Below are 26584 nucleotides of genomic sequence, written 5' to 3'. Positions count from 1 at the left end.
TTTTATATTTTTAATATCGAAGCTTGACATAAAAACAAATAACCCAAATTAATAAAAATCAACTAATTATAGACTTCGAAAGCTCTTCCCCCACTCTCGTCATTGCGAGCGCTTTTTAAAGCGCGTGGCAATCTCCCCCCTTCTTATAGAGATTGCTTCGTACGCCAAGGCTCCTCGCAATGACGAAGGAATCTAGGGGAATATCCATCCCTCATCATATCGTAGGAATCTATAAATAAAATAGTCAGATCTAATTCACCATTCTAACCGAATCTTTTCTCAATATATTCCGTAAGAATTCTTGTGAAATCTTGAGTTATTGTGTCTCCCCTAAGAGTGTGAGATTTCTTCCCATCAATAAACACCGGGGCTATTTTTTCCTCTCCTGTGCCAGGTAAACTAATGCCGATGTCTGCATGTTTGCTCTCACCAGGACCATTAACAATGCAACCCATTACTGCAATTTTCAAACTTTCTACCCCTGGGTACATAGTCTTCCAATCACTCATATTATCTTGAATAAATTTATCTATATCCTGAGAAAGGGTCTGAAAATAGCTGCTAGTGGTTCTACCACAACCAGGACAAGCAGAAACTTCCGGAGCGAATTGGCGAAAATTTAGTGACTGCAGAAGAGACTTACAAAGCTTAACCTCCTCTGTGCGGCTTCCCCCTGGATTTGGAGTAATAGATGCACGAATGGTATCACCAATGCCTTGCGATAATAAAATAGCCAATGCGCTAGATGTGGCCACCGTTCCTTTCATCCCCATACCAGCTTCAGTTAAACCTAAATGAAGAGCATAGTCACTATGTTTAGCTAGAGCTTGATAAACAGTTACAAGATCTGGTATGCGGCTAGTTTTGCATGACAATATTATCTTGTCCTTACTCATCCCTAAATTTTCTGCCTTTTTAGCACTTATCAAGCATGACAACACCAATGCATCATATAACACTTCTGTAGCGGTTTTAGGAGATGATTTTTTATTATTATCATCCATCAATTCTGCCAGTAAAGCTTGATCTAAACTTCCCCAATTAACTCCTATCCGGATGGGCTTATTCCTATCAAGAGCAATATTGACCATCTGCTCATATTGCTTATCTCTCTTCTGGCCAAAGCCAACATTTCCTGGGTTAATTCTATATTTATCAAGAGCTTCTGCACAATCAGGATATTCTGCAAGCAAAGAATGTCCGTTATAATGAAAACAACCAACTAAGGGTATATCGTAACCTTCTTTTAAGATAATATTCTTAATTTCTGCAACTGATTTTGCTGCCTGCTCATTATTAACCGTGATTCTAACCACCTCAGACCCTGCATTATATAGCTCAATCACCTGCTTGGCAGTACCTATAGCATCCGCAGTGTCTGTATTAGTCATGGACTGAATTAATATAGGCGCATCTCCGCCAATATAACTATTACCCACTTTCACCTTGTAAGTCTTATGGCGAGCTATTTTAGCACTTTCTTCAATATCTATTTTCTGGATTAAATCATCAATATCAGACATAAAAAACCTTTCATTAATTTATATAATAGATAATATATGATAAAAAATTACTACTGCCTAGATAAACTTTTAAGGTTTGATTTTCCTGCTGCAAAAGGATTAACTCTTTTCATAGGGCCTCCTTCCTCCATTCCTACACCCAACATTGCAGCTCCTAGTTTTTTCACTGCATCTTGTTCTTGATTTGGAGCAGCCTTCTCTAAAATTTGTGGCTTTAATCCTACTTGCTCTAAAAGCTTTTTCATTTCTTCTTTAGGATCAGCAACTCTTTGCAATTCATCTTCTGTTAGTTGAAGTGCTTCTTTATTAGCAGGATGATCTATAATTTTTGAAAATTTATTTTTTAAAGTTGGATCTGATTCTCTCTCGGGCAAGTGTTGATTTAATTGAGCCACAAGTGCTGCATTTATATAGGCATTGAGATTCTTAGGATCCATCCTATCATCTGGCTCAAGCTGATCATTTAACTGATGCAACTTAACAGCCATAGGAACGAGATCAGCTTGTATTTCTTCTATCACATCTTGTGCTTCTTGCTTTTTTCCTTCAGAGAACCTTACTAATTTTTGAGACTCTTGAGAGGTTTGTTGCAACGCAAATACTTTCTTAAAAGCTTCAGAATAGGTAAGATCATCAGTAAGTTCATAAATTTTATTTTGATCCATAAAATCCTCTTTTTTAAACTTAAGATCTTTTTGATATTCACTAGCTACCTCTTCCATAATTCTATCACGATCTTCAATACTCGCCATTTTTAATTGAGCTTCTTTCTCTTTGGAATATTTAGCATGATAACTTGATATAGCGTCTTGAGCTTCCCTAGATAAGGCTGGTAATTCTCTAACTACATTCTTTTTTGCATCAAAATCTGAAATATTTTTAGTTGTTTTCATTGCAGTTGTAGTTTTATCTTCAGCCTTACTGGTAGCAAATTTTTGCTTATTTTCACCCATAGCATTCACAACTATATCTTTTAACTCAGCTGAATAATGGTCTAATTTAGGAGTTTTATAATCACTTAAATCAATCCTATCCGTTATAAGATTAACCGTTTCAGTGAATTTCTGTGTAATGGCAGTGACTTTATCTTTTTCCTTTTCATACTCAACCCTAGCTTCTTCTACTTTAGCAGGCAATTCTTCTCTTAAAATTCCTTGGGCTCGCTTTAAATAATCATCTAAAACCATGTTGGGCAATCTTTTTCTACTTTTTTGAAAGTCCTTTCTACTGATTACATCAGTAATTTCACGAGAGTCATTTGTCATACGATCTATAGAATTAAATTGTTTCTTAAGATTGTTATATACTATAAAAGCAGCATTTCTAGGTTCATCCGCTTGGCTATGAACCTCTGGAAACACAGTGATCATCTCAGAAAATCCATTCTTTACTGCTGTTTCTGCCCCTTGGGAATTAGAATCTATAACTCTATTGACCATATCAGATGCTATTGTTAAATCTCCTTGCAAAGCTGCCTTGGCTATTAAGTCCCTTTCTATAATTTGTTCTGGAGTGAATTCTTCATGCCCAGTTAAGTCAATTCTTTCTATTTCCTTTTTCTTAGGCTGCTCTTCTACAACCAACTCCTCTTCTTTTGCTTCTTCAGCAGTTGGCAAAGGAGTGCTAGTTCCACTACTAACCCTAGATTCATATTCTTTTAGAGCTTCTTCACCAGATGATAAAGGAGTGCTAGTTCTACTACTAATCCTAGATTCATATTCTTTTAGAGCTTCTTGACCTAACATTTTGCTTGTAGTTTTTTTATCAGTTGTCTTCTCACTCTCTCCTAATATAGCATCCATATTTACGGCAACTGAATTTGGACTTCCACGCCCCTCACCTTTTTGCTCTATAGAACTGAGCGGAGAATTGCTTCTACTTGGAGATTCTGGTGCATCAAAATATAGTTCGTCATCATCCTCTAAAAATCCTTTAGATAATTCATTATGTTTTTCTTTAGTAAGCCCTTTAGCTCCATATTTATCTGATAATAATAAAATAGTTTGATTTCTCTCTACCGTCTCCTCACCATCTAAAAGTATCTCTAAGGCATTTTTTTCATGTTTAGTATCTTTAGAATTAACATCTATTTCAGGATGACTTGATAACAAATCTAACATAGACTGATAATCACCTGTTTTTGCATATACTCTAAGTACTGTTTCTAACTGTTCTTTATTAAAATGTTTCATGATAAATATACCTATATATATTGAATTATAAATATGATACAACAGCTATCATTAATAAATAATTAACTTCATAATATAAAATATAACTTCCTTTCATCCCTTGAATATTAGCTCTTAAGAGATTATATTTATTCCTACCAATAAAACACTAAAATATAAGGTAACTTGATCCATGGCCACAAAAACAAAAAAGAATAAATTAGTTTTACCATTAGTCCCACTAAGAGACATCGTAATGTTCCCTGGGATGGTATCTCCTCTTTTTGTTGGCAGAAATAAATCTATCCTTGCAATAGAAAATGCAGTAGCGCAAAATCAACAAGTTGTTTTTGTCACCCAGAAAGACTCCAATAACAACAACCCTGATGAACAAGATATTTATAATATTGGGGTTGTTGGAAATATTCTACAATTATTAAAATTACCTGATGGGACCATTAAAATTCTTGTTGAAGCAAAAGAAAGAGTAGTTATAAAAAAAGTTTTTACTACCCCAGAATGTTTATCTAGCGAAGTAACCTTCTTAAAAACCCAGAAAGAATCTAATGATATCCAACTAGAAGCTTTATCTAGAACAGTTTTTGATAATTTTTCTGAATATGCTCAATTGAATAAAAAAATCAATCCTGAGGTTATTAACGCTTTATCTGAAATAAAAGATCCTGCAATTTTATCAGATAGCATAGCAAGTCATATGCTTATAGATAATGAATTAAAACAAGAAATTTTAAGCATAGTTAGCACTACTAAAAGAATAGATAGAATCATCTTAGCTTTAGACAACGAAATTAGCATCCTTAATACAGAGAAAAAAATTCGTAGTAGAATTAAAAAGCAAATGGAGAAAGTTCAAAAAGACTATTATCTAAATGAACAAATGAAAGCCATACAAAAAGAATTGACCGAAAATGAAAAAGGTAAAACTGAATTTGAAGAAATTGAAGATAAAATAGCAAAAACTAAATTATCTAAAGAAGCTACTGATAAACTTAAGTCTGAGTTAAAAAAACTTAAGTCTATGAATAGTATTTCAGCTGAAGCATCTATTGTACGAAATTATATAGACACTGTATTAGCACTGCCATGGGGCAAGAAAAACAAAGTAAAAAATGATTTAGTCCATGCAAATAAAGTTTTAAATGATGATCATTATGGATTAGAAAAAGTTAAAGAACGAATCTTAGAATATTTAGCTGTTCAAAAAAGAACCAATTCTTTAAAAGGCCCTATTATTTGTTTAGTTGGTCCTCCGGGAGTTGGAAAAACATCTTTAGCAAAATCAATAGCTGACGCAACTGAACGTAACTTTATTCGTTTTGCCATGGGAGGAATGCGTGACGAAGCAGAAATCCGTGGACATCGCCGTACTTATATTGGAGCAATGCCAGGAAAGATCATACAATTAATGAAAAAAGCAAAATCAATGAATCCTGTATTTTTGCTTGATGAAATTGATAAGCTTGGAAGCGATTATCGTGGAGATCCATCTTCTGCTTTGCTCGAAGTATTAGACCCAGAACAAAATAATAAATTTGTTGATCATTATATGGAGATAGAATTTGATCTATCTAATGTATTATTTGTGGCTACAGCTAATAATGTGCAGAACATACCTCGTCCACTGCTAGATAGAATGGAAATAATTAAGCTCTCTGGATATACTGAAGATGAAAAAGTAAATATTGCTTCAAAATATTTAGTTCCAAAACAAAAGAAAGATCATGGTCTTAAAGTCAAAGAATTAGATATCGAAGAAGAAACCCTTAGAGATATAATTCGTTATTACACAAGAGAAGCTGGAGTTCGAAGCCTAGAAAAAGAAATAGCTAAAATTTCTCGTAAAATGGTTAAATCTATAATAGAAGGAAAGGAAAACTCTACTATTCTTACTAAGGATAATTTAGATAAATTCTGTGGAACTAAAAAATACAACTTTGGTAAAGCTGAAAATGATAATGCTGTTGGCGTGGTAACAGGCCTTGCTTATACAGAAGTTGGTGGAGAACTATTATTAATAGAAGCTGTTAATGTTCCTGGAAAAGGATTAATAAAAACAACAGGTAAGCTTGGAGAGGTAATGCAAGAATCTGCCCAAGCTGCTTTCAGTTACTTTAAATCACAAAGCAAAGAATATGGAGTTATTCCACCTTTTTACCAAAAATATGATACTCATATCCACGTTCCAGAAGGAGCAGTACCTAAAGACGGTCCCTCTGCTGGAATTGCTATGTTCACTGCTATAGTATCTATCATGACTGGAGTTGCAATTAAAAAATCTGTAGCAATGACCGGAGAAATAACTTTAAGAGGTAGAGTATTACCTATTGGAGGATTAAAAGAAAAATTACTCGCTGCATTAAGAGGAGGCATAGAAACCGTTATTCTTCCATCAGAAAATGAGAAAGATTTGGCTGATATTCCTAAAAATGTAACCAAAAACTTAAAAATAATTTTTGTTTCTACAGCCGAAGAAGTATTAAAAACAGCGCTAATTAAACCTTTAACCCCCGTAGTATGGGTTGATAGTGACCAAAAAACAAGTTTTCTTCAAGAAAATACAGATATCAGCGTTGTAACGCATTGACATATAATTCAAAGTAGGGAACTATAGTAGTTAGTGCTGGTAAATTGTATCTTTTTATAGGTCTTAATTAACCTAGCTTAATCTTGAATAAATAATATATTGTTTGTTCTATAACGTTAACTTTATAATAAAAGGGTATCACTGTGAATAAAAAAGAATTAGTAGCCATGATGGCAGAATTATCATCTCAATCAAAAGTTTGTTGTGAAAAAAGCTTAGATGCATTCATGCTCGCTGTATCAAAAGCTCTTAAAAGCGACGATGATGTTAGATTAGTTGGTTTTGGTACATTCCATGCAGTAAAAAGAAAAGCAACAACTGGTCGTAACCCACGCACTGGTGCTGAAATTAACATCTCAGCTTCTACTCAGCCTAAATTTAAAGCTGGAAAAAGCTTAAAAGACGCAGTTAATTAGTATTTAATTAAATCTGCTATTTTTAAAAAGGTGGCTTGTACTAAATAAGTCACCCTTTTTTTTCTTTGAAGTATTATGAAGAGAAATTTATTCCATGCGCATCACTTGTGAAAAATGTAATGCTGTTTATTCTATTGCAGAAAAAATAATTGGTTCTTCGGGGCGTATAGTAAAATGCGCTAAATGCTCTCATAATTGGATGGCTCTTCCTTTAAGTGAGTCTCAGAAAATCCCTCAAATTCCTCTACCTAAAAAGAAAAATTTAAGAAAAGAACCGGAAAATTATTCTTTAAAACTTATTTCTATATTATTATTAATTGCTTCAATAACAGTTATCTCTTTTCTTTTTTTCTCAAGAGATCTAATAAAATACAAGCCTCTTGAAGCTATTTATAATAGTTTTTCTGTATACGACAACTCTGGTATAAAGTTAAAAGACTTTACTTATAAAATTGATTATACGGATATAATCATCAATGGAATCTTAATCAATGACTCTTTAGAAAACAAGAAAGTTCCTAATATAAGATATACTCTGCTTGATAAAAATAAAAAAATTGTTTTTACTTCCACTGTATCCCGTGATCAATATATTTTAAAACCTAATACAAAACTACCAGTTACATATAAAATTAACAATGTCAGAAAGCCTGTTAAATATCTTCAAATTGATATAGGCAATAAGTTAGAATTATTACTTGGCTCACAATAACCAAACTCCCTATACTTAAATTTTGTTATAAACTGTAATTAATACATGGGTACATAGTGAAAAATTTACTAGAATTACTACAATCGCTTTCATCTAATTTGCATGCTGCAATATGGTCAAAGAACATAAAAGAAATAATTGCAGTAGTAGAAAAATTCCATCAGCGTAAATTATCCATAGATAATGCCGTAATGGCAGGGGTCACTCCTCTGTTCAGAGCCATACAATCAAAAAATATTGATATTGTCAAAGTTATTATAAACGCCGGCGCAAGTGTACATTCAACTCTCCCAGATGGACGCAGCGCCTTAGATTATGCAAAAGAATCTCCAGATATATATAATCTCTTAACGCAACATCAATCACAAAACATAGATTCCTCATTCTTAGAGGAACAAATATTATTTATTCCTCCAGATGGAAATTGTATGTATAACTCAGTTCTAGAAGGATATAGAAGATTAGGAAGAGATGATACACCAGATTTATCAACTTTAAGAGAAATGGTATATGACAGAATAATCAACTCAACTGGCGGAGAACATAATGAATATACGCATGCAATAGAACAACAATTAATAAATCTTATAGCCAACTTTCCTATAACTATTGAAAACCTTGAAGACTTAGCTGGATTAAACCTAGAGATCTATAATATTATAAAACCATATATTCTATTATATAACTCAGGAACCCCTGTATTAGACTCAATGAGACAAAATGGAGCTGTAAATCAATATATTGAAACCATTCTGACAAGTGGAAATTGGGGAAGAGATGTTGAGTTATCGGTTATGAGTAGAGTTTTAGATATAGAAATTATTATACATGGCCCTGGTGCACCAATAATAGTAAACAATGCAGAGAATGAACACGCTCCTTCCATTCACTTAAGCTTCACCGGAAATCATTATAACTTAATAATCCATCATGCAATGAATACTCACCTCTTTAATATAGAGGAGGAAGATGAAGACATATCTTATATCTTTCCAGATGAAGAGCAATTTATTTCAGATCAAATTCTTCCTAATGATCTTCCTGTAGAAATGTTGTTTGTCGCCACTATTCTTATGGTAGGCATTTCATTATATGACAATGAATTTTTCCAATGGTATAATTAATTGATAGTAAGAAATAATTAATTTTATAATAATGAGTGTAAAATGGACCAAGACTCTATGGATGCATTACCTAATAACTCTACTTTAACAATTAATCCACAATTAAGAGGAGATATACTTGAGATAAATAATTTTAATAACACTCTTTATAATCATACTGAACACGAGTTTCCAAAAGCAACCACTACAACTATAGTAATCAGCACATTGGTTGTAATAACTTTTTTAGCTGGTATATATTCTATCACTAGCAAATCAATTCCATCATTTAAGCCTTGAATCAATTTAATCATCTGAATATAATGAATTCTTTCAATTATATAATTAATATAAGTAAATGTTATTAATCGCTTCTGATCATGCAGGTTTTGAGTTAAAACAAGTTATAACTCAATTCTTAAAAGACAATAATCAAGAATTTATTGATTTGGGCTGCAATAACACAAATGCTGTAGATTATCCTGATTATGCTTATAAATTAGCATTAAAAATAACAGATAAGGCTATATTAATTTGTGGTAGTGGAATAGGCATGTCTATTGCTGCCAATAGGTTTTCTCATATTAGGGCTGCCTTATGTAATGATCCTGAAATGGCAAAGCTTGCTAGAGAACATAACGATGCGAATGTTTTAGTGCTTGGGGCTAGAATTATAGATCAAAATACAGCTATAAAGTGCTTGAAAGTTTTTTTGAACACAAAGTTCAAAGCTGGGCATCACCAAATTAGAGTTGACAAATTAAAGGAGAATATCCAAATGAATAAATTTTTTAGCAACAACCTAAACGATACTGACAATGATATTAAACAATCAATTGATAAAGAATTACATCGCCAACAGAATCAAATTGAATTAATCGCATCTGAAAACATAGTGAGTAAAGCAGTGCTTGAAGCTCAAGGAAGCATTCTCACTAATAAATATGCTGAAGGATACCCTGGAAGACGTTACTATGGAGGATGTGAATTTGTTGATGAAATAGAATCTTTAGCCATTGAAAGAGCAAAGAAACTATTTAACTGTAATTTTGCTAATGTTCAACCACATTCAGGATCTCAAGCTAACCAAGCAGTTATGTTAGCTCTTGTAAAGCCTGGCGATAAGATTCTGGGAATGTCTCTTGCTGCCGGTGGTCATTTGACCCATGGAGCGGCCCCTAACATGTCTGGTAAATGGTTTGAAGCCATTCAATATGGGGTAGGTAGAGAAGATTCTTTAATAGATTTTGATCAAGTAAGGTCTTTAGCATTAGAACACAAACCAAAAATAATTATTGCTGGTGGATCTGCCTATCCTAGAGTAATTGATTTTGCTAAATTTAGAGCAATAGCAGATGAGGTTGGAGCTTATTTCTGGGTTGATATGGCCCATTTTGCTGGATTAGTAGCCGTTGGAGAACATGATAATCCACTAAATTATGCTGACGTTGTCACCACAACCACTCATAAAACCCTACGTGGCTCTCGTGGTGGAATGGTACTAACTAATGATGAATCAATATCTAAGAAAATTAATTCCGCCCTATTCCCTGGTCTGCAAGGTGGACCGCTCCTTCACGCAATTGCAGGAAAAGCAGTAGCATTTAAGGAAGCACTCTCTGATGAATATAAAACTTATATTAAAGACGTAATAAAAAATGCAAAAATCATGGGAGAAGTTATCTTAGAAAGAGGCTTTGGTGTGGTTACTGGAGGAACAGATACCCACTTACTTCTTATAGATCTAAGTCCAAAAAATATTACTGGGAATATAGCAGAAAAAAACCTCGAAGAAGCAGGGCTAACTTGCAATAAGAACTCCATTCCTTTTGATAAAGAAAAACCAATGGTGACTTCAGGAATCAGAGTTGGATCCCCTGCTGGTACTACCCGTGGATTTAAAGAAAAGGAATTCAAACTAATTGGTAATTTAATAGCTGATGTTTTAGATGCAATAGCTTTAAATAATGAAGATAACTTGAGACAAGTGGTTAAAAATACTGCAGCTCAAGTTGCTAAGCTTTGCAAAGAATTCCCTATATATACTTAGAAAGTTTTAAAATATTATTTATCTTATTGTGGTAATATAGTTTTTTATGTTGTAGAATTACTACAGTATTTCTAAAAATGCCACATAAAAAGATGAATTTAGAAACGTGCAAAAGGTATTTACATAAGATCAATCCCTTAAAACTAATGCGTTACCACACAGTTATTTTATTAATGGCTGTGATGGTGAGCGTATTTTTTACCTATAATGAATTAACTAAAAGTCAATTATCTGCTATTCAGAACCCATCCACTATAATCATATTAATTGTAATAAACTTAATTTTAATTTTATCTCTAGCAATTTTGGTAGTAAGAAAATTATTCCGTCTTTGGCATAAAAGTAAACATCAGTCTGGAAAACTGCAAAACAGAATTATTTTTATGTTCTGCTTGATAGCTGCAGTACCAACCATTGTTGTTACAGTTTTCTCCACCATATTCTTTAATTTTGGAATTCAATCTTGGTTTGATCAAAGAGTTAGCACTGCTATTAATGAATCAGTAGTGGTTGCTGGATCATATTTTGATGTGCAATTACAATTAATTGAATCTGATGTTAGAATAATGTCTCAAGATATAGATTATCTTGCCGAATATAATTTTTATAATACAGAACAACTTGAAGGATATTTAAACAAACAAGCTGAAGATAAGAATCTTGTGGAAGCAGTTGTATTTAAATTAGACGAAAATAAAATTATAGCCCAAAGTAATTATAATTTTACTATTCCATTTAACGATTTACCAGATAATTCCATAGAAGAAGCAGAAGCAAATAATGTGGTGGTTATGAAAGCTGATGAAGATAATAAAGTAAGAGCTCTGGTACAGCTAGACTTTTTAAATGACGTGTATTTACTTATTGGTAGAGTTGTTGACAATCAAGTTCTAGAACATATGATTAATACCAGAGGAGCAGCCAGTGAATATGAACGTTTGCGTGGAAAGATCTCCAATTTACAAATTCAGTTTCTAATTATATTTATAGTGGTATCTCTATTATTACTTTTTGCTGCAATATGGCTTGGTATAATATTATCCTCCGCCTTAATAAAACCTTTAAATAGATTAGTGGCTGCTACTGAACAAATAACAGAAGGAAACTTTAATATAGACGTCAACATATCTAACAAAACTGATGAAATATCAGCTTTAGCTAGAGCATTTAACATAATGGCTTTAGAGCTTGGAAACCAAAGAGAAAAACTTATAGAAGCCAATCATGAAATCCAAGCTAAACATCACTTTAGCGAAACTGTTTTATCTGGTGTGTCAGCAGGTGTTGTCGCGCTAGACCTAGAGAAACAAATTTCAGCGATCAATCCTACTGCTATAAATATATTATCTCTTGATAAAAACATAGATTTAACCGATCAATCATTTGATAAATTATGCCCTGAAATTGCTACTCTTTTACCTCATGCACAAGAATTTATTGGTCATGAAGTGAAGAAAGAAATTGTAATTAATAGAGGAACTCGTAGCTCTATTTTAGCTGTTAGAATCATGACTGAGAAATTCTTAGGAAAAACAGAGGGCTATATTGTCACTTTTGACGATATAACAACTTTAGTTTTGGCACAAAGAAGTGCAGCATGGTCAGACGTTGCAAGAAAAATTGCCCATGAAATAAAAAATCCTCTCACACCTATTCACTTAGCAGCAGAAAGACTGAAAAAGAAATACTCAGGAGAGGTTAGCGATATAAAAAACTTTGATAAATACATCGATATAATAGTTAAACATGTAAAAGATATTGGTACAATGGTAGAAGAATTTGTTCAGTTTGCTAGAATGCCTACACCTAGTTTTGAGGCTGTAAACATATCTCAATTAATTAGAGAAGCCATTTTTTCAAGAAAATGCTTAGACAAGAATATTCAATACGTCACTGAAATTAATATAGATCCGGCCATGGTAAATTGTGATACTCGTCAAATAAGTCAAGTATTATTAAATCTACTTAAAAACGCTGAAGAAGCCATTGAAGAAGGACCTAATTCTAATAACGGAATAATAAAAGTTATCCTCTTAAAAAGAGATAATTTTATTGAACTTGAAGTTATAGATAATGGCGGTGGATTCCCAAGTGAATTATTTGATCGATTAACAGAGCCTTATTTAACAAGTAAAGCAACAGGAACTGGATTAGGGCTAGCAATTGTTAAAAAGATATTAGATGAGCATAAAATTGATCTATCATTGGCCAATAATGATGAAGGCGCAACCATTAAACTAACTTTTAAAGAAACAAATAAAGGATAATTATGACTTACAACGTTTTAGTAGTAGATGATGAAGAAGATATTTGCAACCTTATTTGCGATGTATTGCAAGATGAAAAATATGAAACCAGGGTGGCATCAACGGATCTAGAATCATTGTCCATGTTAGATGATAAAGTTCCAACTGTGGTTATTTTGGACGTTTGGCTACAGGGCAGCGAACTTGATGGACTTGGAATATTAGAAATAATCAAAAAAAAATATCCATACCTTCCAGTAATTGTCATAAGTGGTCATGGAAACATAGAAACAGCTGTAAATGCTATTAAAATGGGAGCATATGACTATATAGAAAAACCCTTCACTGAGGATAAATTACTCATTACTATTAAAAGAGCATGTGAAGTTGCAAAACTACAAAAAGAGAATGATGCTCTAAGAATGTATGCTATTGAGTCTCAAAAACTAATAGGAAACTCCTCAGTAATGACCTCACTAAAACAATCCATTCTTAAAATTGCTCCTACATCAAGTAGAGTACTAATTACTGGACCACATGGAAGTGGGAAAAAATTGGTAGCAAAGTTATTACATGAGAAATCTAAACGTAAATCACAACCATTTATAGTTTTTTCTGCGGCAGGTATGTCTGAAGAAAGAGCACATCTTGAATTATTTGGTGAAGAAAGTAAAGATGTTTTTTCTCAACCACGCAAAGTGGGAGTTCTTGAATTGGCTCATATGGGAACTTTATTTATAGATGAAGTAGCTGATTTGCCAATAAACGCACAAAGTAAAATACTGAATTTCCTGCAAACAAATAATTTTGCTAGAAATGGTAGTAAGAATATGGTTAAGCTTGATGTGAGAATTATTTCTTCCACAAGTAAAGATTTAAAAAAAGAAATCTCTCAAGGAAAATTCAGAGAAGATTTATTCTATAGATTAAATGTTATTGAAGTAAACGTCCCACCTTTATCAGAAAGAAAAGATGATATTCAGCTTTTAAGTGAATTCTTCTTGCATTATTTTTATCAATATTCGGGATTTCCTCTGCGTAAACTTGCAACTGAAACCATTTTAACTTTACAAAATTACAACTGGCCAGGAAATATCCGTCAATTACGTAATGTTATTGAGTGGTTACTTATTATGTCAGACTCTAATCCCAATGAACTAATAACTTCTGATATGTTACCTCCTGAGTTAATGAACAACTCCTCTTCTAGTGCCATGGAAAACACCCCCAGCAGCAGCACCTCCACTAATAACTCTATTGATATGCCACTTAGAGACGCTCGAGAAGCTTTTGAAAGACAGTATTTATTAACTCAATTAACAAGATTTGATTCAAACATTACAAAAATGGCAAATTTTATAGGTATGGAGCGATCAGCCCTACACCGCAAATTAAAAAGCCTGGAAATTGGAAATAATGATGAATAAACATAGAAAACCATCTGCAATAATTTTTGATTTTGATGATACATTAGTGAATGCTAGACCCATTATTAATAAAGCTCTAACAGCCACATTTAATCATTTTGGACTATCTGAGGAAATAATAAAATTAAAAAATATTGATATTAATCTATCCTTAAGAGATTATTTTTATAGTATATTTGCTGATAATGTGAAAGAAGCAAGAGATGTTTATTATAGTAACTATATAGAATATGCAAAAGATCTAGAAACTTTAGAACATTCAGAAGATGTGCTAAAAATATTACGCAAGAATAATGTATATACTGCTATAGTTAGTAATAAAAACGCTCCAAGACTACGTTATGAAGTTACTGAAAAATTTCTATGGAAAGATTATTTTAATCAGATAATTGGCTCAGGAGATTCAGAAAAAGACAAACCATCCCCCCTTCCAGCAAAAATTTCATTGCAAAATGCAAACATAACTGATTATAGTAATGTCTGGCTTATTGGAGACAGCTTAGTTGATCTAAAAACTGCAGAGAATTTAGGATGTAAGGCTGTTCTGTTTGGAAACCTAAATCTCCAAGATACTAGTAAATTTTACTTCACTGTTCGTAACCATGCAGAACTACTGAGAATATTAAAGGACTTATATGTTTAGAATTTTATTTACTACCCTACTAATATTTTTGTCTTCCCTTTCTATAGCAAATGAAGAACAACAAGAAGAAGTAATTCAAAACACAACTTTTGAAGAAGAATTTGCCAACAACAAACAATATGCCACCATACAAATTCTCAACAAAATTACTGCTAAAACAAAATATATGGACATTAAAGTTAACGAAGAAAATAGCTTTGGACCAATAAAAATAAAAGTGCTCTCTTGTTGGAAAGCTTCTCCTTATGATTTATCTGAAAACAAAATTCTACTGAATATCTCAGAGAAAAAAATTGGAACAAAAGAGTATGAAAATATCTTTGAAGGATGGATGTTTTCTAGCAGTCCAGCCATATCTACAATGGAGCACCCCATATATGACGTGATAGCTATCAACTGCCATGACAATTAATATAATAGAAGAAGATAGCTGTCCAAACAGCCAAAATAAAGAAACAATCTCTTTAGATGATCTAAAAGAACTTGAGAATTATCCAACAATAGAAATTCCTTACGTAACAATATGTTTTGCTCATTGTAATTATAATAATGGATGGAATAATTATAATGTCACTCATAGTTGTGAAGTTGCCCCCTCTCAGCACAGCTATGTTAATAAAATTAAAAACCTTATTAAATCAGCGAACACTTTATTAGAAAGACTAGTACAACATTATCCTAATAGTAATATTACATGTTCTGGTTATGAGATATCAGGTGTTGTAAATGAAGAAGATCGTGCTGATTGGTTATGTGATCAGCTCAATCCAATTATAAAGTTTGTTGATCATCTTGACTGCTAAAAAAATTAATTGAGAAATATTTGATAATGCATTATTGGTAAAATGGAAGCCATTATAATCTTACATTAGTTTATGAACTCCGAGGAACTGCGAGATCAGATGATGAAAGCTTAGTATATATTGAAAGTTATGTCCCAGATTCTAATCACAACTCTTTCTCTTCTAGCGCAATAGTAGTTTCTAGATGGATTACACAAAAATGTCAGATATCTAATATTATGGTGCGGTCGAGAAGATTTGAACTTCCACCCCCTTGCGAGGACAGCGACCTCAACGCTGCGCGTCTACCATTCCGCCACGACCGCAAAACAATATAGTCATAGAGTTTATAGCAAAGTTATCTAAATAATCCAAGTAATAAATTCAAGATATATGTTCAAAAGCTTGAGCTGTTAGCATTCTTCCTCTTGGAGTGCGCTGAATAAGCCCTAATTGAATTAGAAATGGCTCAATAGTTTCTTCAATATTGTCTTTCTGTTCGGCAAGACCAGCGGAAATAGTTTCAATTCCTACCGGACCACCAGCATAATTATCTGCAATGAAGCTTAAATATTTTCTATCACCACTATCTAAACCTAAATGATCCACATCCATTTCATTTAAAGCAATATCTGTAATCTTATCATTTATAACATTATAATTATAAACTAAAGCATAGTCTCTCACACGTTTAAGGATTCTCAGCGCTATTCTTGGAGTTCCTCTACAACGCCTTGCAATAACACCTGCTCCTTCCTTATTGATATCAACCTTAATAATTGATGAAGCACGCATTATAATTTTCTCTAAATCTTCTGGTTCATAAAACTCTAAGCGGAAAGGAATACCAAATCTATCACGCAGAGGATTAGAAATTAAACCAATTCTGGTGGTGGCTCCAACAAGAGTAAATTTTGGAAGATCTATCTTGATGCTACGAGCAGAAGGCCCCTCGCCTATCACTATATCCAAATTAAAGTCCTCCATAGCTGAATAAAGAATTTCTTCAACACTAGTATTAAGACGATGAATTTCATCAATAAACAACACATCATTTTCATTAAGGCTGGTTAAAATGGCAGCTAAGTCACCAGACTTAGCTAGAATAGGACCAGCTGTGGATTTAAAACTACTACCCATTTCATTGGCAATAATTTGCGCTAAAGTGGTTTTACCCAAACCCGGAGGACCATATAACAAAACATGGTCTAATGAATCTTCGCGTTTTATAGCAGATTTGACATAAATCTGAGCATTCTCTTTAAGTTTATTTTGTCCTATAAACTCATTAAAACTTAAAGGACGTAATTTATTATCGCCATCTTCTTTTATTTCTGGATCTAGTAGTTCATTGTTACTCATGATGATAACTCTTTTAATGCAGATCTAATAAGTTCATTAATGCTAATATCTGGTTTTTCTTGAGTTATATTTTTACATATATTATATGCTTCATTTCTTGAATACCCTAAGCTGGTTAATGCTGACAATGCATCATTAATATAACTTTCAGCTTGATTAGACACAGGAGCTTTAGAGGACATGTTAGGATATTTAGCAATATATAAATTAGCTTTCCTACTTAACTCTGTAAAAATACGCTCAGCAAGCTTAGGGCCAACACCAGCAATATGCTTAAAATCTTCTACCTTACGATCTATAATTGAATTTATTAACTGAGCTGGATCTAAACTGGATAAAATAACCAAAGCAAGCTTAGGGCCAATTCCTTGAACAGTTATTATATTATCAAACCATTCTTGCTCTGCACGCTCTATAAATCCAAATAAACTAATATCATCTTCCTTCACATGCATATTAATTAAAAAAGAAGCTGCTTCACCCAAGCCTGGGAGGCAAGACAAAGTTTTATCTGAGCAATAGACGACATATCCCACACCAGATACATCAAGTATCACTCTAGATTCCTCTATCTCATCTAATATTCCTTTTAATTTGCCAATCATATATCTGCTCTTATATTATTGATAGATTCTAGTGTAATACAGGAGAATAAGCAAATATATTGTTTCTAAACAATGGAGTTAGATGTCACTAAAAAATCTGTATATTTAAATATAAAAATCTAAAATTCACTTTCAGCAGCAATAGCTTCAACACCTACCATTATATGTGCACTACAAAAAGGGAATAGCATTAATTGGTCATTACCACCTAAATTTTCTTCGCTTCCACAAGCGCTACAATAACCTTTAAAAATATCAGACATTTCTGAGTGATCTTTAATAAAAACATACATCTGATTAAAAACATCAGAAAGTTCTTTGGGGGCTAGCTGCTTGACTTCTCTGATAGCATTGCTAATATCATCAGCTACATCTGCATTTTTAACATTCACCGTTGAAAGATCATTTACAGTCTTAGATAATAGAGTATATAGTTTATTATTACTCTTTTTTATAACTTCAGCCTTATAATCATATGCTTCAATAGATCCATCAAAAGTAAAATATGAATCCTGCATATTATAAAGCTGTTGATATAAAGTATAAAGTAACTTCGCTGTTTCTTTTATTTCTTCAGTCTTTTTATCATTTTTATATGATAGTAACTCAATTCCCTTTAATGAATCTTCTACTTCATTCATATATAGCTTGCATTTATCTTTTACTTCTGTGTTAATACCTTGATTAAAAGTCGTCTTCTCTTGGTTCTTAGAAATCATTCCAGCTAATTTAGCGTAATCTATTGAAGCTGTTTCTACTTGAGAATTTTTGGTATTTTGAGATATTACTTCAGCAAGCTTATTATAATCCATTGGACCTTGAGCTCCTTTACCTTCAACTTTCTTAGCCACCATATCAGATAGTTTTTCATAATCTATGTCAGCAGCAGTTGCTTGAGGAGACTGAGCGGCTTTGCCTTCTAATTTTTTTGCCACCATATTTGAAATCTTATCATAATCTAACGATTGAGAAGCTTGTTGTTTAGTAGCTTCTTGTAATTTTTGATTATAATCTAGATCTAGCTGTTTTTTCTGTTGTTCCACTTCTAGCAGCTTTTGCTTATGCTCTAAATCTTGCTGAGACTTCTGATGCTCCACATCTTTTAATTTTTGCTGATGCTCTACATCTTGCAGATCTTTCTTCTTTCTCTGCTCTGCTTCTTGTAACTTTCTTTGTTCTTCATCTTGCAACTTTTTTTGTTCTGCTGCCTTTTCTCTTTTTTGTTTTTCATATTTTGGATGAGACATTTTAAAACCTATATATTAAACTTATTCCTGTTTCATAGCTTTGCAATAAAAATGGTGACACAGTGTCAGGTGTACTATTACTTACCGTCATAGATTGTGTTTTTGTTTTACCTAAATCTATAAACCTGAAGAAAGTATCAAAAGAAAAATCATTAGTTAGCTTTGATTGAAGGCCAAAACCAACATTCCAAGCTAAGTCATAGTTACTGTTTGAACCAGAAGAAACAGTAAAATCTCCAGCATTATAATTAGAAGAATAATCCCCCATTGATATTCTAGATAATCCTAAACCCACATTCACATATGGTGAAAAAATCTCATTAACTGGTGCATTATAATAAGTATTTAGCATTAATGTTGTGCTGCTAATCTGTTGATTAGCAGTAATATTATCTCCATCATAGCTCCCATCAAATGAAAATTTATAATTGGTTCTACCAGTAAGGGTTAAATCACTTCTAATATTTTTATTAAAAATATAACCAATACCAGCTCCATAAAATTCTGACCTAAGAAGTTTTTGATTATAATATGTATTGTTATTATCTAACTTCTCACTTGGTTGAGACAAACCAGCATCTATTCTTGCATAAAAGGGAGATTTTTTATCACAACTTTTTGCATTAGCAAAATTACACATAAATACCGAAGCCGCTAATATAATAATAGCTTTTTTATCTATAGTTATATTTAAAAACATTTAATTCACCCTATCTTTCATATTAGTAATATTTACTTAGCAGGAATCTCCACACTCAATAGCAGGAATTGTCACTCCTAATAGTTTTTCAGCAGATTGTGTTAAAGTTTCACCATTAGCACCTACATTCACCTTATATCCTAAACCTTGAATTTCTTCAGGAGAGGCAATTTTTAAAACATTTTGTAATTCTTCATAATCTATTATAGCGCTAAAAGCGCTACCCATAATTATCTTAAGGTCCGAGTTCATATGCATCTTTTCCACCCTAATCAACATATCATCTATCACTGTATCTGAAAGTGTAACCATTGGAAAATGACTCTCACAATTAGCCTTAGAAATTTCATATTGATCATGTATAGGATCACATTTTAAATCTATATTGGTTGAATCTTGCTTACTATTAGAACATTCATAATATTTCACTCGATATTCCATCACATCTCTATAACAATGAAGCTTTCTTTGAGAAATATCTCCAGTGGCATTATCACGCGCAATTTTATACATCTTAGCAAAATATGCCTGACTACCCACTTCAAAATTTCCATTTTCATCTATATCATTACTACCATTCTCATCAACAAATTCATCACCTTCTTTACCGGCAGGAGCTGCTATAGCTAATTGGACGGCTTTCACTCCATCCACAGTTTTAGGCAAATTATTTGCATCTAAATCTATATTTCCTGTGTGAGTCATTAAATCTTGATAAGATTTCTCAAGCTTAGTAATTAGTTGTACTTTCTCAACATAATTCTTAAATCCATCCTTAGCTTTGCTTCCATCACCAGTTTCTGTGCGAAAATTATCATATTCATCAAGATTATTTTTAGCTTTTTTTAAAGAACGATATGCTTCACCTTTTAAAGGATCTCTAGTGTTTGGAGATGGCTTAATAAAGTCAATTGCTTTTGATAACAAATCAGGTTTAGAATCAACTAACTCATAAATATCTTTAATATTATTACTTTCAAAGAACCTAAATAACACTTTGTTTAAATAATCCAAATTACCTGGAATATTTGCTTCTGATATAACAAATTTATCTTTATACCCAGCTAATGATTTTTCTAAATTATCTGCTTCTAAATTTAAATTTGTTAGCTTATCTTGCAAATTAGCTAGTTCTGCAAGTGCCTGTTTAACATTCTGATTAGTGGCTGACATGTTATAAATATACTCCTTAAATTTGACTTGAAAAATAAAACGCAGAAAAAAAGTAGCATATCTTAACAAAGGTTGCAATTGTTAATTGAACGGGACTTTAATGTTTGAACATTTTAGTATAGCACCACACTAACAGCTAAAATTAATCAGTTGTTAGTGTGAATATATATTTAAATGAATTACATATGAATAGCACGACCAAGAACAGCAAGAGCCGCTTCTTTAACCGATTCATTTAATGTTGGATGAGCATGAACAGTTCTTGCAACATCTTCTGATGCTGCTTTATATTCCATTGCCACCACTATTTCTGAAATTATAGTGCCAGCTTCCGGGGATATAATATGGCAGCCAAGGATTTCATCATTATCACTGCGAGCAATAACTTTCACCAAGCCTTCACTAACGCCAATTGCTCTTGCTCTGGAATTTGCCATGAATGGGAATTTTCCAACTTTATAGGGAATTCCAGATGCTTTAACTTCTTCTTCAGTTTTTCCAACTGTTGCCACTTCTGGATTGGTATAAATAACTCCAGGAATCACATCATAATTAACATGACCTGCTTGTCCTGCAATTATTTCTACTGCAGCCACACCCTCTTCTTCCGCTTTATGCGCAAGCATTGGCCCTGCAATAACATCACCAATTGCATAAATATGACTAACAGAAGTTTGAAGATTCTTATTCACTGGAATTCTACCCCTCTCATCTAATTTAACTCCTGTGTTTTCTAGGGCTAAATTATCCGTGTAAGGTCTTCTACCAATAGAAACCAATACCACATCAGCATCCATTTCTTGTTTTGCTTTATCAGCAACTGATTCCATAGAGATTTTAACTCCCTTAGAATCTTTTTTAGCAGATAACACTTTCTGACCAAGCAGAAACTTGATACCTTGCTTTTCCATAGATTTTTGGAATTGTTTTACTATTTCTGCATCAGTGCCAGGCAGGATATGATCTAAATATTCAATAACGGTAACTTCAGCACCTAATCTACGCCATACTGAACCTAGTTCTAAACCAATAACTCCACCACCTATAACAACCATTTTCTTAGGAACTGACTTTAATGATAAAGCCCCTGTTGAAGAAACTATTTTTTCTTCATCAATTTCAATACCAGGAAGATTCATCACTTCAGATCCTGTAGCGATAATTATATTCTTAGCCGAAATTTGTTGTTCTTCTTTGTCTAGTTTAACTTTAATGTTGTTAACATCAATAAATGAAGCCTCACCTTTAAAATAAGTTACCTTATTCTTTTTAAATAACCCTTCAATTCCTTTATTAAGACCTAAAGTGATATCTTCCTTATGCTTCATCATTGCAGATAAATCTAATTCCACTTTAGATAATTTTATTCCATGATTCGCATATTCATGATTGGCTTTTTCATATAACTCAGAAGAATAAAGCAGAGCTTTTGAAGGAATACATCCCACGTTAAGACATGTTCCACCTAAAGCACCACGCTTTTCCACGCAAGCCACTTTCATTCCAAGCTGAGCAGCTCTAATTGCCCCTACATATCCACCTGGACCACCACCAATTATCACTACATCAAACTGTTCTGTCATTTTATATCTCCTATAAATCAAATAATAATCTTTCAGGGTTTTCAATGCATTCTTTAACTCTAACTAAGAATGTCACTGCTTCTTTTCCATCAACAATTCTATGATCATAAGAAAGGGCAAGATACATCATTGGTCTGATTTCTACTTTACCATTAATAGCCACAGGTCTTTCTTGAGTTTTATGCATTCCTAAGATACCTGATTGTGGAGGATTAATGATTGGAGTTGAAAGAAGAGAGCCATAAACACCACCATTAGAAACAGAAAATGTTCCACCGGTTAAATCTTCCATGGTTAATTTACCATCACGAGCTCTTTTTCCAAAATCGCCAATTGTTTTCTCAATATCAGCAAAGCTCATTTTCTCAGCATTACGAAGCACTGGCACCACAAGACCTTGTGGAGTTCCCACTGCCACACCTATATCATTATAGTTTTTATAAACAATATCATCACCATCAATTTCAGCATTAACAGCTGGAATTTCTTGCAAAGCTGCCAGTGATGCTTTCACAAAGAAAGACATAAAGCCTAATTTAACACCATGTTTCTTTTCAAATTTTTCTTTATATTGATTGCGCAGAGCTAAGATATTAGTCATGTCCACTTCATTGAAAGTGGTCAAAATTGCTGCTGTGTTTTGTGAGGCTTTTAAGCGCTCTGCGATTTTCTTACGAAGACGAGTCATTTTAATTCTTTCTTCCTGACGATCAGAAACAGCAACAGGCTTGCTTTCTAAAGCGTTTAAAACATCACCTTTAGTGATTCTACCATCTTTACCACTTGCTGCAACTTGACTTGGAGACACGTTATTTTCTGCAGCAATTTTACCTGCAGCTGGAGACATGATAGCACCTGACTTTGCGGGCGTAGCAGCAGGAGCGCTCTTAGGAGCTTCTTCAGGCTTTGAGGAGGACGGCTCTGGAGAGCTTGAAGCAACTCCTTTTTCATCAATAATAGTTAGAAGATCACCTATTTGAACAGTATCACCTTCAGTAAAATTTATTTTACCCAAAACCCCAGAAGCAGTGGCATTCACTTCTAAAGTTACTTTATCAGTTTCCAGCTCCACTAGTAACTCATCTAATTTAACAGCTTCACCTTCTTTCTTAAACCATTTAGCTATTGTTGCCTCTGTAACTGATTCACCCAACGCTGGGACAAATAGTTCTACCATAATAATTATCTCCTATTATATTGTAATTTCTTCCACCGCATCATCTTTATCTAGTTTATAGATAAATGGCCCCTCGGCCCTTTGAACCAAGGATGACGTAGTGATTTATTATATCGTAATTGCTTCCTTAATAAGTTTTTCTTGTTCCACTTTATGTATTTTCAGATATCCAGCAGCAGGAGAGGCAGATTCTGGCCTTCCTATATATTTTGGACGATCATGCTTACAACCAAGTTCCTTTAAACATTTTTCTATTTTTCTATCTATATAACGCCAAGCTCCCATATTCTTAGGCTCTTCCTGGCACCAAATTACTTCAGCGTTTAAATATTTAGATAATTCTGCACTTAATTCTTCTTTAGGGAATGGATAATATTGATCTATACGCACTAAAGCAATATCTTTTATATTAGCCGCTTCACGAGCTTCATAAAGATCAAAATAAACCTTCCCACTACAAAGTACAACTCTTTTTGCACTCTTAACAGAAGCATCACCTATCACTGGTTTAAATTCAGTACCTTGAGATATTTCTGATATATCAGAAACCATCATTTTATGTCTCAATAATGATTTTGGTGACATAACAATTAACGGCTTACGATAGCTTCTGTGAATCTGTCTTCTTATAGCATGAAAGAAATTTGCAGGGGTGGTACAATTAACAACTTGCATATTATCTTCAGCGCATAATTGCAGGAATCTCTCAAGCCTTGCAGAACTATGCTCAGGTCCCTGCCCTTCATATCCATGTGGAAGAAGAACAACCAATCCACTCATTCTTAACCATTTAACTTCTGAAGATGCAATGAATTGATCTATCATTATTTGAGCACCATTGGCAAAGTCACCAAACTGCCCTTCCCATATTGTGAGACTCTTAGGATTAACCATGCTATATCCATGCTCAAAACCTAAAACCGCATATTCTGAAAGACTGCTGTTAATTACCTCAAATTCACCTTGATTTTTATCCATATGATTTAAGGATGTATATTCTTTTTCAGTTTCTTGATCAAAAAGCACTGCATGACGATGAGAGAAAGTTCCTCTCTTACTATCCTGACCACTCATTCTAACATGAGAACCTTCTAGCATTAACGAACCATAAGCTAGAGCTTCGCAAGTGGCCCAGTCCAAGTCTTTCCCTGTTTCAAACATTTTCTTTTTATTATCTAGAAGACGAAGAACTTTAGAATTCACTTTCATATCCTTAGGATAATCAACTAAAGCTGCACCTATTTTCTTTATCACATCTTCACTAACACCAGTTGATGGAGACTTTTCTTTTACACGATCTTGCTTATCAAGCCCTTGCCACTTACCCTTTAACCAATCTTCTTCTGAAGGTTTATACGTTTTGGCAGCTTCTAATTCTTTATCAAAGAATTGCATTTTTTCTTTTTTATATTTAGTAATCTCATCTAATGAAATAACACCGCTACTGCTTAAATACTCAGAGTAAAGTTCAATACTAGATTTTTTATTCTTAATTAGATTATACATAATAGGCTGGGTGAACATTGGTTCATCACCTTCGTTATGACCATATTTACGGAAGCAAACTATATCTAGAACTATGTCTTTCTTAAATTTACGACGATAACTCTCAGCCATGTTAGCCGCCATTAGAACTTTTTCCACATCATCACCATTAATGTGAATCACAGGAGCATGAATAACTTTAGCAAATTCTGTACAATAACGCCCAGATCTTGAATCTTTAGGTAAGGTTGTGAAACCAACTTGGTTATTCACCACTACATGCATCATACCACCAGTAGTATAACTTTTTAAGTTACTAAGACATAAAGATTCTATAACCACGCCTTGCCCGGAAAATGCTGCATCTCCATGAAGCAAGATTCCCATAACTTTACTACGCTCATGATCCTGAATATCATCTTGTTTTGCTCTAACTTTCCCCGCAACAACAGGATTCACTGCCTCTAAATGAGATGGATTAGCTGTTAAAGAAACATGCACTTTATGACCACCATCAACTGTATAGCTTGAAGACTTACCTAAATGATACTTAACATCACCTGAAATATTTAACTCTTCCATATGAGCTAAATTACCTTGGAATTCTGATAGCATTGAAGTATAGCTTTTACCCATAACTTTGGTAAGCATATTTAGCCTTCCCCTATGAGGCATCCCAATAATAACTTCTTCCACTTTGCTTTCCACAGCTGCTGCCCTGATGATTTCTTTAACTGCTATAATAGAAGTTTCACCACCTTCAACTGAAAAACGTTTAGCTCCAGGAAAGCGAGTATGAATAAACTGTTCAAACCCATCAACATCAATTAAATCCTTCAAAGCTTCAATCTTTGCTTCTTTAGATAAAGCATGATGCATATTCATTTGTTCAATATGCTGATAGAACCATTCTTTTTCTTCATCAGAACTTAAATGGTTCAATTCATAACCAATACTAGAACAATAAACTTCTTTTAATCGTGAAATTAATTGCCTGATAGTGCATGTTCCAAGACCTAAACTCTGGTGATTCAACTCTATTTCTAAATCTAGATCTCCTTCTTCCAGTCCATAATGCTGAGGATCTAATCTAATGTAATTATTAAATTTTTCTAATCCTAGAGGATCTAAAGTGGCTAATAAATGCCCATATGCTCTATATTCTGCAATAAGTAGATTTATATTATAAATTTTAGAAGTGCTTTCTGTAACTCCTGCTTCTTGTGTTTTAGAGCTTGAAGATACTTCAGGTGGGAGGATAACTTTATTTTTTTTAGGCAACCAGGAGGCACCCATTGTTGATTTCTTTGCTAAGTTTTTATTTTCATCTAAATTACTAAAAAAACTACGCCAATAATCATCAACGTTGCTAGGACTTTCTAAGTATTTTAGATATAACTCTTCAACAAAGTCACCATTAGCTGCAAATAAAAAACTATCCTTATCAAAATTATTAGTCATAACACAACACCTCTTGCGGGGTTAACCGCCTCCTTAAAAGCTTCAAAAAATTCTTTTAAATTCTTACACTAAATTACAGCATATGCAAGCTAATCTTATAGCGCAAAAACAAT

21 protein-coding genes, 1 tRNA gene and 1 pseudogene are annotated in these 26584 nt (G+C 33.3%); 12 read left to right on the top strand and 11 right to left on the bottom strand.

The window, feature by feature from the left end:
• Positions 1-263: 263 nt before the first annotated feature.
• Both ispG and N4A31_02740 read right to left on the bottom strand, forming a co-directional pair.
• Complete coding sequence (ispG, locus tag N4A31_02745) at positions 264-1523, bottom strand: flavodoxin-dependent (E)-4-hydroxy-3-methylbut-2-enyl-diphosphate synthase (GenBank protein ID MCT4635150.1); 1260 nt, start codon at positions 1521-1523, stop codon at positions 264-266.
• A 50-nt stretch (positions 1524-1573) separates the two neighbouring features.
• Positions 1574-3715: a hypothetical protein gene (locus N4A31_02740; GenBank protein ID MCT4635149.1), complete on the bottom strand. Its 2142-nt coding sequence runs from the start codon at positions 3713-3715 to the stop codon at positions 1574-1576.
• Between the two features lie 172 nt (positions 3716-3887).
• Here N4A31_02740 and lon point away from each other — a divergent pair, with 172 nt between their 5' ends.
• The 12 genes and pseudogenes from lon (at position 3888) to N4A31_02680 (ending at position 15699) form a co-directional block, all read left to right on the top strand.
• Positions 3888-6299, top strand: coding sequence for an endopeptidase La (gene lon / locus N4A31_02735; protein MCT4635148.1), 2412 nt, complete (start codon positions 3888-3890; stop codon positions 6297-6299).
• 143 nt (positions 6300-6442) lie between these two features.
• Positions 6443-6715: an HU family DNA-binding protein gene (locus N4A31_02730; protein ID MCT4635147.1), complete on the top strand. Its 273-nt coding sequence runs from the start codon at positions 6443-6445 to the stop codon at positions 6713-6715.
• 94 nt (positions 6716-6809) lie between these two features.
• Entirely contained in the window at positions 6810-7427 is a 618-nt protein-coding gene (locus N4A31_02725) for a zinc-ribbon domain-containing protein (protein ID MCT4635146.1), read from the top strand.
• Positions 7428-7483: 56 nt separating this feature from the next.
• Positions 7484-8551: a hypothetical protein gene (locus N4A31_02720; protein MCT4635145.1), complete on the top strand. Its 1068-nt coding sequence runs from the start codon at positions 7484-7486 to the stop codon at positions 8549-8551.
• A gap of 42 nt (positions 8552-8593) precedes the next feature.
• A complete protein-coding gene (locus tag N4A31_02715) occupies positions 8594-8830 on the top strand; it encodes a hypothetical protein (protein ID MCT4635144.1) in 237 nt (78 codons plus the stop codon).
• A gap of 58 nt (positions 8831-8888) precedes the next feature.
• A pseudogene (gene rpiB / locus N4A31_02710) lies at positions 8889-9296 on the top strand (ribose 5-phosphate isomerase B).
• A gap of 12 nt (positions 9297-9308) precedes the next feature.
• Entirely contained in the window at positions 9309-10580 is a 1272-nt protein-coding gene (locus N4A31_02705; protein ID MCT4635143.1) for a serine hydroxymethyltransferase, read from the top strand.
• A 77-nt stretch (positions 10581-10657) separates the two neighbouring features.
• Entirely contained in the window at positions 10658-12847 is a 2190-nt protein-coding gene (locus N4A31_02700; protein ID MCT4635142.1) for a PAS domain-containing sensor histidine kinase, read from the top strand.
• Positions 12847-14253, top strand: a complete 1407-nt coding sequence (locus N4A31_02695; protein MCT4635141.1) for a sigma-54 dependent transcriptional regulator — start codon at positions 12847-12849, stop codon at positions 14251-14253. Before N4A31_02700 ends, N4A31_02695 begins: the two co-directional genes overlap by 1 nt.
• Positions 14246-14896 carry an HAD-IA family hydrolase gene (locus N4A31_02690; protein MCT4635140.1) on the top strand — a complete coding sequence of 217 codons (651 nt, stop codon included), beginning with the start codon at positions 14246-14248 and terminating at the stop codon, positions 14894-14896. Before N4A31_02695 ends, N4A31_02690 begins: the two co-directional genes overlap by 8 nt.
• Positions 14889-15308, top strand: coding sequence for a DUF2155 domain-containing protein (locus N4A31_02685; GenBank protein ID MCT4635139.1), 420 nt, complete (start codon positions 14889-14891; stop codon positions 15306-15308). The genes N4A31_02690 and N4A31_02685 overlap by 8 nt, the downstream gene beginning before the upstream one ends.
• Complete coding sequence (locus N4A31_02680) at positions 15298-15699, top strand: hypothetical protein (GenBank protein MCT4635138.1); 402 nt, start codon at positions 15298-15300, stop codon at positions 15697-15699. Before N4A31_02685 ends, N4A31_02680 begins: the two co-directional genes overlap by 11 nt.
• A gap of 219 nt (positions 15700-15918) precedes the next feature.
• Here the strand turns inward: N4A31_02680 and N4A31_02675 are convergent.
• The 9 genes from N4A31_02675 to N4A31_02635 all read right to left on the bottom strand — a co-directional run bounded on the left by N4A31_02675 (position 15919) and on the right by N4A31_02635 (position 26471).
• Positions 15919-16004 (bottom strand) — tRNA-Leu (locus N4A31_02675).
• A 58-nt stretch (positions 16005-16062) separates the two neighbouring features.
• A complete protein-coding gene (gene ruvB, locus N4A31_02670) occupies positions 16063-17040 on the bottom strand; it encodes a Holliday junction branch migration DNA helicase RuvB (GenBank protein ID MCT4635137.1) in 978 nt (325 codons plus the stop codon).
• Positions 17037-17645, bottom strand: a complete 609-nt coding sequence (ruvA, locus tag N4A31_02665) for a Holliday junction branch migration protein RuvA (GenBank protein ID MCT4635136.1) — start codon at positions 17643-17645, stop codon at positions 17037-17039. Before ruvA ends, ruvB begins: the two co-directional genes overlap by 4 nt.
• Positions 17646-17764: 119 nt before the next feature.
• Complete coding sequence (locus N4A31_02660) at positions 17765-18892, bottom strand: hypothetical protein (protein MCT4635135.1); 1128 nt, start codon at positions 18890-18892, stop codon at positions 17765-17767.
• Position 18893: 1 nt separating this feature from the next.
• Positions 18894-19592: an outer membrane beta-barrel protein gene (locus N4A31_02655; GenBank protein MCT4635134.1), complete on the bottom strand. Its 699-nt coding sequence runs from the start codon at positions 19590-19592 to the stop codon at positions 18894-18896.
• A gap of 36 nt (positions 19593-19628) precedes the next feature.
• Positions 19629-20765, bottom strand: a complete 1137-nt coding sequence (locus N4A31_02650) for a hypothetical protein (protein MCT4635133.1) — start codon at positions 20763-20765, stop codon at positions 19629-19631.
• 179 nt (positions 20766-20944) lie between these two features.
• Entirely contained in the window at positions 20945-22348 is a 1404-nt protein-coding gene (gene lpdA, locus N4A31_02645; GenBank protein MCT4635132.1) for a dihydrolipoyl dehydrogenase, read from the bottom strand.
• Between the two features lie 10 nt (positions 22349-22358).
• Entirely contained in the window at positions 22359-23528 is a 1170-nt protein-coding gene (odhB, locus tag N4A31_02640) for a 2-oxoglutarate dehydrogenase complex dihydrolipoyllysine-residue succinyltransferase (protein MCT4635131.1), read from the bottom strand.
• Positions 23529-23633: 105 nt separating this feature from the next.
• Positions 23634-26471, bottom strand: a complete 2838-nt coding sequence (locus N4A31_02635) for a 2-oxoglutarate dehydrogenase E1 component (GenBank protein MCT4635130.1) — start codon at positions 26469-26471, stop codon at positions 23634-23636.
• Positions 26472-26584 lie beyond the last annotated feature (113 nt).

It is taken from the genome of Rickettsiales bacterium (assembly GCA_025210695.1).
Taxonomy (GTDB): Bacteria; Pseudomonadota; Alphaproteobacteria; order Rickettsiales; family CANDYO01; genus CANDYO01.
The sequence above is the reverse complement of the archived record's forward strand: the minus strand, read 5'-3'. Positions and strand labels throughout refer to the sequence as shown.